The sequence below is a fragment of the Xanthomonas populi genome (genome assembly GCF_002940065.1).
GTDB classification, from domain to species: domain Bacteria; phylum Pseudomonadota; class Gammaproteobacteria; order Xanthomonadales; family Xanthomonadaceae; genus Xanthomonas; species Xanthomonas populi.
The window spans coordinates 1-11,668 of record NZ_MDEJ01000123.1 but is presented as its reverse complement, the minus strand read 5'-3'; the positions used below and the strand labels follow the sequence as shown (position 1 = coordinate 11,668).

Here is an 11,668-nt window from a genome sequence, read left to right as displayed (position 1 = left end):
AAGGTATGGTCATCATCCAGTGCGTGTCACCACGGCTACGACTTGGTTGTTCGAGGTGCCCTTAAGTGAACAGCATTACGTTTCTCGCGGGCCTTTTGCGTTTTCGCCATGTGCCGAAGGCGCCGCTATGGCGTTGGGTAGCGTTGCGCAGCGACGCACACATAGTCGGCCAGCGGCATCTCCCCCAAGCTGGCGCGCCCCACATCCACCTGGTTTGGATCCTCAATGGGCTTTGGCACCCAGTGGCACTGCTGTGCGATCAATTGACCGCCATAGCGCTGCGGTTTGCTGGTGCCGACGGGGACGCGATCGGTCAACAACACCAGCAAGTGCGCCGATATCTCGCCACGCGCAACGTGTTGCGCAAGCGTGCTCAGCACCCGCTCCTGGAAGGCCGGATCAGCATCGGCATGCTGCAGGAGGCGGCGACACCGTCGTCGCGCCCCACCTGGGCCGCGCTCGGCAGGCGATTGTGCTCGGCGACGATGCGCCGGATCTGCGGCAGATGCGCAGCGTCTACCGCGACCATCCTGCTCACCGCCGCCTGCGACCAATCACCGTTGCGAACCTGCTGATCGACGCGTTCCATCTCCAGCAAACATGCGCGCAACTCCGGGACACTGGGTGCGGCGATTGCCGATGCCTGCGCAGCCTCGGCACGCGCTTTGGCCTGTTGTTGCGTGCGTACGAACGGTGCTGCATCCGGACACTGCACCAACCCCGCCGTCAATGCAGGATCCTCGCCCTCCTGCGCCTTTGCGGCGTGCAATGGGACGACACCGCATACCATCAACACTCCCAGCATTCCGTAGCGCATGCAGTGTCTCTCGGTGTGATCGGCTGCACTGCCTGAGATACCGTGCAGACCGTCCTAGCAGCATGTCCAAGCGACAACGGCACAAGGCGGGGCGTTGTCGGCAGCGCAGCGTGTGCGGCGCTTACTTCTTCTTCGGGATATACAGATCGGTGATGGTGCCGTCGTAGACCTCAGCCGCCATGCCGACCGATTCGCTCAGGGTCGGATGCGCGTGGATGGTGTGGCCGATGTCTTCGGCTTCAGCGCCCATCTCGATGGCAAGACCAATCTCGGCCAGCAGGTCACCGGCATGCACGCCCACGATGGCACCACCGATCACGCGATGGGTCTCTTCGTCGAAGATCAGCTTGGTGAAGCCTTCGGTGCGGCCGATGCCGATCGCCCGGCCACTGGCGGCCCACGGGAACTTGGCCACGCCGACCTTCAGGCCCTTGGCCTTGGCCTCGGTCTCGGTGACGCCGACCCAGGCGATTTCCGGGTCAGTGTAGGCCACCGACGGAATGACCCGCGCCACCCATTCCTTTTTCTCGCCGGCAGCCACTTCGGCGGCCAGCTTGCCTTCGTGGGTGGCCTTATGCGCGAGCATCGGGTTGCCGACGATGTCGCCGATGGCGAAAATGTGCGGCACGTTGGTGCGCATCTGCCGATCGACCGGAATGAAACCGCGCTCGGTGATGCCGACGCCGGCCTTCTCGGCGCCGAGTTTCTTGCCATTGGGGGTGCGCCCCACTGCGACCAGCACGCGGTCGTAGGCAGTCGCTTCCAGGCCGGGCTTTTCGCCTTCGGTGGCCGCTTCGAACGACACCGTGATGCCGCTGGCATCGGACTTGACGTCAGTAGCCTTGGTCTTGAGATGGACGTCCACGCCCTGTTTTTTCAGGCGATCGGCCAGCGGCTTGACCAAGTCCTTGTCGGCGCCCGGCATCAGCTGGTCCATGAACTCGACCACGGTGACCTTGCTGCCGAGCGCGCTGTACACCGTGGCCATTTCCAGGCCGATGATGCCGCCGCCGACCACCAGCAGGGTGTTGGGAATGTCGTGCAATTCCAGCGCGTCGGTGGAGTCCATCACGCGCTTGTCGCCCCACGGGAAGTTGGGCAGCTTCACTGCCTGCGAACCGGCGGCGATGATGCAATGCTCGAAGCGCAGCAGCTGGGTCTTGCCATCGTCGCCGACGATCTCCAACTCGTTGGGCGAGACGAAGCTGGCTACACCGGTGACGGTGCGCACCTTGCGCTGCTTGGCCATGCTGGTCAGCCCACCGGTGAGCTTGCCGACCACTTTTTCCTTGTACTCGCGCAGCTTGTCCAATGTGATCTTGGGCTGGCCGAAGTCCACGCCGAAATCGCCGGCGTGCGCCACTTGGTCGATCACTGCGGCGGCATGCAGCAGCGCCTTGGACGGAATGCAGCCAACGTTGAGGCAGACCCCGCCGAGACTGGCGTAGCGCTCGATCAGCACCGTGTCCAGGCCCAGATCGGCGGCGCGGAAGGCGGCCGTGTAGCCGCCAGGGCCGGCGCCGAGCACCACCATCTTGCATTCGATATCGGCCGGCTTGCCACTGGCCAGCGCCGGCTTGGACGGCGCCGGTTCGGCCGGGGCCCGATGCGACGGCGTCACCGGCGGCTTACGGCGCGGCGCGTCGGCCGGTGCTGCAGCAGCCGGTGCGGCGCGCTCGCCTTCGGTTTCAAGCAGCAGCACGAGCGCACCTTCGGAGAGGTTGTCGCCGACCTTGATCTTGAGCTCCTTGACGACACCGGCGGCCGAGCACGGCACTTCCAGCGTGGCCTTGTCCGACTCCAGCGTTACCAGGCCCTGATCCTTGACCACGCTGTCGCCGACGGCGACCAGCACTTCGATGACGGGGACATCGCTGTAATCGCCGATGTCGGGAACCTTGATTTCAATGACCGCCATTTGCTTCTCCTGTGGCTCAACCGGCCGTGCCGGCAAGCGTCTGCTGGAGTTCATCCAGCGACGATTCGATTTGGGTCCAGCGCTTGTCGCGCTTGTTTTCCTTGCCTATGCTGGCTTCGATAAGCAACGCGGCCTGCTGCACCAGCAACCCGCCGGCACCGCAGCTTGGAGCCGCGCCGCTGTAGCGCACGCCATCGACCTGAAACGACAGCACCTCGCCTTCGCTCACCGGCGCGGTGCGACCGGCCGGTGCAAGCTGGGTCAATGCGGCGGTGCAGTTGCTGACCAGGCGTTTTGCCAACGCTGCCGGAATCGGAATTTCCACCGTTTCCGGGGTCTGCTCGGGGCGGAACTGCACGCTGCCGCGATCGCTCTGGCTGACCCAGCTGTAGACGCGCTCGTCGGCGCGGCTGTGGCGCAGGGTCCAGTCGGCGCCATCCTTGCCCGGCAGCAGCGACACGCCGCTTTCAACACCGCGTGTGGGCAGCATCAGCAACGACAGGCTCGGCTTGCCGCCGGCGTCAAGCAACGTGGTTACCGCGGTACCGTAGTTGCCCACCGCCGGTGGCCAACCGCTCCCGAGCGTGCTCTCGCACTGGCGTGCTGCCGCAGATGTCCACGGCAGCACGCCCAGCAGGGCGATCGTCAGCAACGCCGCTCTCACAGCAGGACGCGTCGCATGTCGGCCAGCACTTGGCTGAGGTAGGTGGTGAAGCGTGCAGCCAGCGCGCCGTCGATGACGCGGTGGTCGTAGCTCAACGACAGCGGCAACAGCAGTTTGGGCGCGAACTCCTTGCCGTTCCACACCGGCTGGATCGCCGACTTGGACACGCCCAGGATCGCCACTTCCGGCGCATTGATGATCGGCGTGAACGCCGTACCACCGATGCCGCCGAGCGAGCTGATCGAAAAACACCCGCCGCTCATGTCGGCAGGGCCGAGCTTGCCGTCGCGCGCCTTCTTAGCCAGCTCGCCGCTTTCCTGGGCGATCTGCAGCACGCCCTTCTTGTCGACATCGCGGATCACCGGCACGACCAGGCCGTTCGGGGTATCTGCGGCAAAGCCGATGTTGATGTACTTCTTCAGCGTGAGCGTTTCGCCGGCCGCATCGAGCGAGGCGTTGAACTCGGGGAATTTCTTCAGACCCGCGGCGCTGGCCTTGACCAGGAAGGCGAGCATGGTCAGCTTGATGCCGGCCTTCTCGTTTTCCTTGTTCAGCGCTACACGTAGCGCTTCCAGGTCGGTAATGTCGGCCTGTTCGAACTGGGTGACATGCGGAATCATCGCCCAGTTGCGCGCCAGGTTGGCACCGGAAATCTTCTTGATGCGCGACAGCGGCTGGGTTTCAGTCTCGCCGAACTTGTTGAAATCCACCTTCGGCCAGGCGAGCAGATTCAGACCGTTGCCACCGCCGGACGGCGCAGCACCGGCTGCGGCGGGCGCGCCGCTGCTGAGTGCGGCCTTGACGAAGCGCTGCACGTCTTCGCGGGTGATGCGGCCGCCCTTTTCGCTACCCTTGAGCTGGTTCAGATCCACGCCCAGCTCGCGTGCGAACACGCGCACCACTGGGCTGGCGTAGGCCACCTTGGACGGCAGCACGCTGTCGGCGTCGAAGGTCACCGGCGGGCTGCTCGGGTGACCGGCCGACGGCTGCCCCCCCTGCGAGGCGCCACCGTAGCGCGCGCCCTGCACCTGCGCGATCTCGCGCTGGGCCAGCTTTTCCGGCACCGCAGACACGGCGACCGGCTCGACCTTGTCTGCGGTTTCGGCGGTGTGGGTAGTGGGCTTGGCCTGGGGCTGCGCCGCACCTGCGCCACCAACGCTGGCCGCAATGATCGCGACCACGTTGCCCTGCGAGAGCAAGTCGCCGACCTTGACCTTGAGTTCGTTGACCACACCGGCAACCGATGAGGGCACTTCCATCGTGGCCTTGTCCGATTCCAGCGTGACCAGACTCTGGTCCTTGGCGACGGTATCACCGACCGCGACCAGCACTTCGATCACCGGGATGTCGGTGTAATCGCCGATATCGGGCACAAGCGCTTCGATCAGGCCGCCTTCCGAGGATGCGGCAGCCGCGGCCGGCTCAGCCTTGGCAGCTGGCGCTGGGGCAGCGGCGGGCGCGGCCCTGGCCGGGGATGCAGGCGCTGCAGCGGGGGCAGGTGCGGCGGCGGTTTCAGCGCCGGCGTCGGCCACTTCGATCAGCGCCACCAGTGCGCCCTGCGACAGCGAATCACCAACCTTAACCTTGATCTCCTTGACCACGCCGGACATCGACGAGGGCACTTCCATCGTGGCCTTGTCCGATTCCAGCGTGACCAGGCTCTGGTCCTTGCTGACCGTATCGCCGACCGACACCAGCACCTCGATTACCGGGACATCGCTGTAGTCACCGATATCGGGGACAAGTGCTTCCTTGATTGCGGCCATACGGGCGAACTCCGGCAACAGAATGGGAAACCCCTATTGTGGCCGGCTGCGGGCGCAGCGCCAACCATTGCCGTGGAAAAAAGTCACGCGCCGGGTGGGATGCAGCATTTGCACACGCACGCGCGGGGCCATTTCGAGGCGCGTCGATCGAGGCGCAACAGTTGCAGTGGCTCGCCCGAGGGCAAACGATACGCTAGCGCATTGTCCAACCCGTCGAGCGCTTCGACCCGCTCGCACAACTGCTACGCGCGTGGCCGCAATGTGCGCGCTTGCGGCTCGATCAATCGCTCGATGCGCTTTTCCACGCCATCCAGCGACCGCAGTTGCACATCGTTTCCGGTCAGTGCGACTGCACCGCACCGGCGGCGACATCGCAGATCAGTTGAGGCATCAGATCGGCCACCATGGCGCCGATGTCGTCGTCGATATCGATCGAGGTGAGCTGGCTTTGGCCAACGCTCTGCTTCAAGCGCGCATCGATCTTCTCGCGCACACCTGCCATTTTGAGTACGCGTCGCCTCCGGAGTGCGGCTGAAACCGGCTGCCACTTCGTCCAGCGCCTTGATGGCGATATCGGCTGCCTCACTCCCGACGTCCTGCGCCAGCGGCACCACGTCGCAGGGTCTGCCGTTCGAACTGGATCAACCGCTCGCGCTCGTCCGCGCCCAGCGCGACCCAGCGGTCGTCGACGAACAACGCGCCCTAGCGCATCACCAAGCGCTGCGCCGTGCCCGATTCGCGGATCAGGATCGGGCTGCGCGGGTTGAGCGTGAGGTCGTAGTCGCTGTCGACCTCGCAGTGCAGGTCGTCGGCCAATGCCGCGTCCACGACGCCGAAGATGCCTGCAAGCAGACCCATCGCCATCGTCAATCGGTGTTTGCTTGTGATCTCGCCGCTCCGTTGTACGCTTGCTTCACCATGCCCGCGTGCGCCGCGTGCCTGCCTGAGCCGGACGCTGGCATGACTTATGGCCGAGGGCTGTGGCGTCGCCAACAAAGCAGGCGCTGCAGTGGGTACACGCGTTGGCGCAACCCGCCACAACGCGTGCACATCGCTCCAACGCACTATGCGCCTCGCTTCTGTCTTCGCTCATGCGCCTGTCTTCGATCATCGGTTCGATGCGTGCCTAGCCGCCGTCACTAATCCAACGCTTCGCGCAACGGCTGCCAGGCGGCGCGCAAGCGCTGCAACGACCACGCCGCGTTGGCAGGGCTGGTGGACGGCAACGCCCAGACCGGCACCGCCTGCAACTGCATGGGCAACAGTGACTGCAGATGCCGACGCCATGCTTGTGCCGCGGCTGCACCATTGCAGGCCACTGCGCGCAGCTGGGGCAGCCTTGCCAGGCGCGCTGCCAGCGGGTTGACCACGATGCTGCTGGCGACGATAGCCGTATCCAGGCTGCCGCGCCGCTCGCATTGGCCGATCACATCCCACAAGCCGACGCCGCATTGCGCCAACGCATCCAGGCGTTGGGCATACGCAGCGCGCGCATCGATCTGCAACAACGCCTGCATCAATGGCCAGAAACGGTTGCGCGGATGTGCGTAGTACATCGCTGCGTCCAACGAGGCGTTGCCAGGCATCGAGCCGAGCACCAACACACGGCAATCGTCAGAAATATGCGCTGGCAAGCCTTGCAACACCTCGTTTTTCGTCACAGCGATCGCATCTGGGTGAATGTCTTTTTCAGCTTGCATGTTGCAACCACGGCCTTCTTCGGAACCTTGCTGAACAAACGAAATTTTAGCGAGCCACGGGTGGGCGTGGATTCAGATTTTCAGGAATAGCTTTGGCGCGGCCCACTCCGCGGGCCTAACAAGAACACGAGGAGAGCCCCAATGCGTTCCATTTCCATCCTGAGCCTGGCTGCCGTATCCGCGCTTGCGTTTGCGCCGTCTGCATTTGCACAAGACACCACCTACACCGGTGACACCTCCTCGGCTTCCACCAGCGCCGATAGCGCCTCTGGAAAGCATTGGGCAGTGGTCGGCGGTGTTGCCCTGATCAAGCCGAAGAACGATCCGGCTCCGGGCCTGGACGTCGATGGCGGCCCGGCACCTACGCTGAGCGCCAGCTACTACATCAACGACAACTGGGCCGTTGAAGTGTGGGGCGCAGCAGACAAGTTCAACCACCGCGTCAACGCCGATGGCGTGGGCAAGGTCGGTACCGTCGAGCAGCAGCCGATCGCCATCAGCGGCCAGTACCACTTCGGCCAGGCCGATAACGTGTTCCGTCCGTTCGTGGGCGTGGGCTACTACGAGTCGAACTTCAGCAACGAGAAGATCGACGCGGTGTCGGCCAGCGGCCAGCACGTGGGCCTGGACACCGCAAAGGGTGTCATCGGCACCGTCGGCGTGGACATGAACATCAACTCCACCTGGTTCGCCCGTGCCGACGCCCGCTACATGCGTTCGCGTCCGGAGCTACGTGTGGGCGGCCAGGGCACCGGCAGCGAACTGGAACTGGATCCGTGGACCGTTGGCTTCGGTGTCGGCGCGCGCTTCTAAGCACGTTCGAGCAAGCAAGGTGTCAGCCGAAGAAAAACGGGCCGCAAGGCCCGTTTTTTATGCGTGGAAATAGCGGCGCCCATCAATTTCGGAGCGCTGCCTCTCCCGCGCGACCTGCGTACGAGCGCTGTGGGTGATACGCGACACATGCTCCTGCGGTGCCAATGCACGTTCCCACGCCAGTGGCAGCAGTGCAGTGCCAACCGAGCATCCACAGCTGCTAGCTGCGGGCGCCAGCTCAACGCCAGTAAACGCTGCCGCGCAGGCGCGCGCCGCGCCAGCGCCACCACAGCAAGGTGGCATAGGCCAGCGCATAACCGAGCAGCACGCCGGCTGCACCCAGCAGGCCGGCGTGACTGAGCCAGCCGTCGGTGGGCCAGGCGACGCCCTGCCAGTTGCTGCGCCAACCCTGCACCAAGCCGGCGATCACGCGCACCACCACCAGGCCGGTCAATGCCAATACCAGCCACAGATTGGGCCGATAGAACAGGCCTTGCTGAGTGCGTTCGAAGCGCGTCAGCCGCAACGCCAACACGCCCAAGGCCAGCCCGCAGGTCCAGCCGAATGCCGCATGGCTGATCGCACCGGGCCAGAACGCTGCGGCAATCAGCGCGAAAATAACAAACAACACGTTGGAGATCGCAGCCGAGACCAGATTGATCAGCAGCAGCCAGCAGCGCGCCTGCCGACGCGCAGTACCGATACGAAAGTGCTGTACCAGCGACAACGGAAACAGCACCGCGAACACCGCCAGAGCGATGATCACAGCCAGCGGAATGGCGAGGAGAAGTGGCATCAGATGCTCAGCTGCGGCGAACAGTGGCTGGCAAAACTTGACGCAAGCAGCCGTCAGCTAGGCGCAGGCGGCGCGGTCATCAACCACCGTGTGCACGTTGGACAGGCCGCGACGGGTCCCGATCGCAGCCGCCTGACGGCGGGCGCAGTCGTTTTGATGATCGCTCAGAGTGGTTAGCAAACGTAGCGAGTGGTCGGCAGGTGGGCGTGGACGGCGTACAGGAAACGCAGTGTACGCGTGGTACATGCCGATGCCGAGCACAGGCCGCGCCCGACTGCCGAATGCGCAGTAGTTTGATGACCGTTCTTAAAACGCCGGCAACACCGCGCCTTTGTACTTCTGCTCGATAAACGCCTTCACTTCCGGGCTGGTCAAGGCCTTGGCCAGTTTCTGCACGCGTGGGTCGTCCTTGTTGTCCGGGCGCGCCACCAGGAAGTTCACGTACGGCGAGTCCTTGCTCTCGATCGCCAGCGCGTCGCGGGTGGGATTGAGCCCGGCGTCGAGTGCGTAATTGGTGTTGATCAGCGCCAGATCGACCTGATCGAGCACACGCGGCAGCATCGCCGAATCGAGCTCGCGGAATTTCAGCTGCTTGGGGTTCTCCACGATATCGCGCTGACTGGACAAGGCATTGCCGGGATCTTTGAGTTTGATCACCCCGGCCTTGTCGAGCAGGATCAACGCGCGGCTGTTGTTGCTCGGGTCGTTGGGAATCAGCACATCCGCGCCGGTGGGTAGCTCGGCCAGCGTCTTGAACCTGCGCGAATACGCGCCGAACGGTTCGATGTGCACACCGATCACGGTCACAAGCTGGCTCTTGCGGTCGCGGTTGTAGGCGTCCAGATAGGGCTCGGTCTGGAAGTAATTGACGTCGATCTGCTTCTGCACCACCTGGTCGTTGGGCTGCACGTAGTCGTTGAACACGCGCACGTCCAGTTTGACGCCCTGCTTGGCCAGCAGCGGTTCGACCACCTCCAGGATTTCGGCATGCGGCACTGCCGTGGCGGCCACGGTGAGGGTGTCGCCGCCGCTGCTGCCATTGCCACCACAGGACGCCAACGCCAGCGTGGCCGCAGCCAGCAGGGAACGAAACGCAAATGTGCTCATGTCGGGATCCGTGGGAGGAGGAAGGCGGCGCTGCCGCAAGGAGTAAACCTAGCAGACCGCAGGTGCAGCGGCGATTCGTCAGCCTACTCAGCGCCGGCTGTAACGCGCCACCAGCCGGTCGCCCAGCATCTGCAGCAACTGCACCAACACCAGCAAGGCGATCACGGTGACAAGCGCGACATCCGAATGCGAGCGCAGATAGCCTTCGCGATACGCCACATCGCCCAGCCCGCCGGAACCGATCGCACCGCCCATCGCAGTGAAACCGATCAACGCGATAGTAGTGACGGTAGCGCCGGCAATCAGCCCCGGGCGCGCTTCGGGCAGCAACACCCGCAGCACCAGCTGCCAGGTGGTCGCCCCCATCGCCTGGCTGGCTTCGATGATCCCGCGATCCACCTCGCGCAAGGCGGTTTCCACCAGCCGTGCGTAGAACGGTGCGGCGCCGACCACCAGCGGCAGGATCGCGCCGCGCACGCCCAGCGAGGTGCCCATCAGCATCAGCGTGAGCGGAATCATCGCAATCATCAGGATGATGAAAGGCACCGAGCGCAGCAGATTGATCAGCGCCGCGAGCGCGCCGTACAGCACCGGGCGGCGGCGCAGTTGGGGCGCGCCGCACAGGAACAGCGCAACGCCCAGCGGCAGGCCGATCAACAACGTCAGTGGCAGCGCGCCGGCCAGCATCAACAAGGTGTCGAGCGTGGCCTGGCCGATGTCGCCCCACTTGCCGGCATCGAGATTGCGAAAGAACCCATCGGCAGTGGCAATCAACAGAGTCATACGCGCAGGTCCTCCACTTGCACACCGGCCGCAACGAAGCCTGCACGTGCCGCGTTATGGTCGCCGCCGGTCAGGGCGACGATGAGCTGGCCATACGGGGTGTCCTTGATGCGATCCACGCGCCCGGACAGGATGTTGTAGTCCACCCCGGTCTCGCGCGCGATGCGGCCTAGCACCGGCTCGTAGGTGCCGGTGCCCAGGAAGGTCAGCCGCACGATGTGCCCGCCAACGGCGGCAAAATCGCGATGCAGCTCGGTTTCGTCCAGGTGTTCGGCTTCGGAGACGAAGCGCCGCGTGGTGGCGTGCTGCGGATGCAGGAACACCTCAGTCACAGGACCGGTTTCGACCAGCTTGCCGGCGTCCAGCACCGCCACGCGGTCGCAGACGCGGCGGATCACCTCCATCTCGTGGGTGATCAGCACGATGGTCAGGCCGAGCTCTCGGTTGATCTGCGCCAGCAGTTGAAGCACCGAGGCGGTGGTCTGCGGGTCCAGCGCACTGGTGGCCTCGTCGCACAGCAGGATCTGCGGCCGGGTGGCCAGCGCGCGCGCAATGCCCACACGCTGCTTCTGCCCGCCGGACAACTGCGCCGGATACTTGGTGGTGTGCTGCTCCAGCCCCACCCGCGCCAGTAACTCGGCCACACGCGCATCGACCTCGGCGCGCGGGGTACCAGCCAGTTCCAGCGGAAACGCCACATTGCCGGCCACGGTGCGCGAGGACAGCAGATTGAAGTGCTGGAAGATCATGCCGATACGGCGGCGCAGCGTGCGCAGGCCATGGCTGTCCAGCGCGGTGACGTCTTCGTCGCCGATCAGCAGGCGCCCGCCGCTGGGTTCTTCCAGCCGGTTGATCAGCCGGATCAGCGTGGATTTGCCGGCGCCGGAATGACCGATGATGCCGAACACCTCGCCGGGGCCGATCCGCAGATCGAGTGGATGCAGTGCCACGATCTGACGACCGTCAACGGAATAAGACTTGTGCAGGCGCTGAAACTGGATCACCGCGCGTGGCCGATGGGAGGGGCGTGAAGCCTACCAGTCAATGTTTGCGGGCGATATTCCATTCGGTTCTAAGCCGAGAATGGAGTCGGAATCTGAGGGATCTTCACGTTTTCGATTTACGCATCAGAACCTTGCGTCATGAACCGATGGAAACGAGTGCGCGCTTGGTGCCGTCTTCAAAGTGACTAGGTGTTTGATCCCAGGTGTTGATGGTGCACTCTTTCCCCTCGAATGGAAGCAAGCACGATGGGCCAGGTTCTGCAGGGGAGCGCCACCACGACTGAGGCGATCCGTCGAGCG

Annotated in this window: 11 protein-coding genes, 1 other RNA gene and 1 pseudogene; 1 reads left to right on the top strand and 12 read right to left on the bottom strand. The window is 64.4% G+C overall.

Annotation, left to right across the window (positions count from 1 at the left end):
• Window positions 1–125: 125 nt before the first annotated feature.
• The 7 genes and pseudogenes from XpopCFBP1817_RS16530 to XpopCFBP1817_RS16500 form a co-directional block, all read right to left on the bottom strand.
• Window positions 126–380 (bottom strand): DUF6624 domain-containing protein, encoded by a 255-nt coding sequence (locus XpopCFBP1817_RS16530; protein WP_128417949.1) that lies wholly within the window; start codon window positions 378–380, stop codon window positions 126–128.
• Window positions 374–817: a hypothetical protein gene (locus XpopCFBP1817_RS16525; RefSeq protein WP_128417948.1), complete on the bottom strand. Its 444-nt coding sequence runs from the start codon at window positions 815–817 to the stop codon at window positions 374–376. The genes XpopCFBP1817_RS16530 and XpopCFBP1817_RS16525 overlap by 7 nt, the downstream gene beginning before the upstream one ends.
• 121 nt (window positions 818–938) lie before the next feature.
• On the bottom strand, window positions 939–2,735 hold the full coding sequence (gene lpdA, locus XpopCFBP1817_RS16520; RefSeq protein WP_128417947.1) for a dihydrolipoyl dehydrogenase: 1,797 nt from the start codon (window positions 2,733–2,735) through the stop codon (window positions 939–941).
• 16 nt (window positions 2,736–2,751) lie between these two features.
• Complete coding sequence (locus tag XpopCFBP1817_RS16515; protein WP_128417946.1) at window positions 2,752–3,399, bottom strand: hypothetical protein; 648 nt, start codon at window positions 3,397–3,399, stop codon at window positions 2,752–2,754.
• Window positions 3,396–5,165, bottom strand: a complete 1,770-nt coding sequence (locus XpopCFBP1817_RS16510) for a dihydrolipoyllysine-residue acetyltransferase (protein WP_128417945.1) — start codon at window positions 5,163–5,165, stop codon at window positions 3,396–3,398. The genes XpopCFBP1817_RS16515 and XpopCFBP1817_RS16510 overlap by 4 nt, the downstream gene beginning before the upstream one ends.
• Window positions 5,166–5,248: 83 nt before the next feature.
• A pseudogene (locus XpopCFBP1817_RS16505) lies at window positions 5,249–6,029 on the bottom strand (DUF2884 family protein).
• Window positions 6,030–6,304: 275 nt separating this feature from the next.
• Window positions 6,305–6,865 (bottom strand): DNA-deoxyinosine glycosylase, encoded by a 561-nt coding sequence (locus XpopCFBP1817_RS16500; RefSeq protein ID WP_128417944.1) that lies wholly within the window; start codon window positions 6,863–6,865, stop codon window positions 6,305–6,307.
• Between the two features lie 141 nt (window positions 6,866–7,006).
• Here XpopCFBP1817_RS16500 and XpopCFBP1817_RS16495 point away from each other — a divergent pair, with 141 nt between their 5' ends.
• Window positions 7,007–7,678, top strand: coding sequence for an OmpW/AlkL family protein (locus tag XpopCFBP1817_RS16495; RefSeq protein ID WP_128417943.1), 672 nt, complete (start codon window positions 7,007–7,009; stop codon window positions 7,676–7,678).
• A gap of 238 nt (window positions 7,679–7,916) precedes the next feature.
• Here XpopCFBP1817_RS16495 and XpopCFBP1817_RS16490 read toward each other — a convergent pair whose 3' ends face one another.
• From XpopCFBP1817_RS16490 to XpopCFBP1817_RS16470, 5 genes are all read right to left on the bottom strand, one after another.
• The gene (locus XpopCFBP1817_RS16490; protein ID WP_128417942.1) at window positions 7,917–8,474 is read right to left on the bottom strand and encodes a CcdC protein domain-containing protein; all 558 of its coding nucleotides are present in this window, start codon (window positions 8,472–8,474) and stop codon (window positions 7,917–7,919) included.
• Window positions 8,475–8,645: 171 nt separating this feature from the next.
• Window positions 8,646–8,720, bottom strand: a non-coding RNA gene (locus XpopCFBP1817_RS16485) — sX9 sRNA.
• 60 nt (window positions 8,721–8,780) lie between these two features.
• Complete coding sequence (locus XpopCFBP1817_RS16480; RefSeq protein ID WP_128417941.1) at window positions 8,781–9,581, bottom strand: MetQ/NlpA family ABC transporter substrate-binding protein; 801 nt, start codon at window positions 9,579–9,581, stop codon at window positions 8,781–8,783.
• An 87-nt stretch (window positions 9,582–9,668) separates the two neighbouring features.
• Entirely contained in the window at window positions 9,669–10,364 is a 696-nt protein-coding gene (locus XpopCFBP1817_RS16475; RefSeq protein WP_023902440.1) for a methionine ABC transporter permease, read from the bottom strand.
• The gene (locus XpopCFBP1817_RS16470; protein ID WP_128417940.1) at window positions 10,361–11,368 is read right to left on the bottom strand and encodes a methionine ABC transporter ATP-binding protein; all 1,008 of its coding nucleotides are present in this window, start codon (window positions 11,366–11,368) and stop codon (window positions 10,361–10,363) included. Before XpopCFBP1817_RS16470 ends, XpopCFBP1817_RS16475 begins: the two co-directional genes overlap by 4 nt.
• Window positions 11,369–11,668 lie beyond the last annotated feature (300 nt).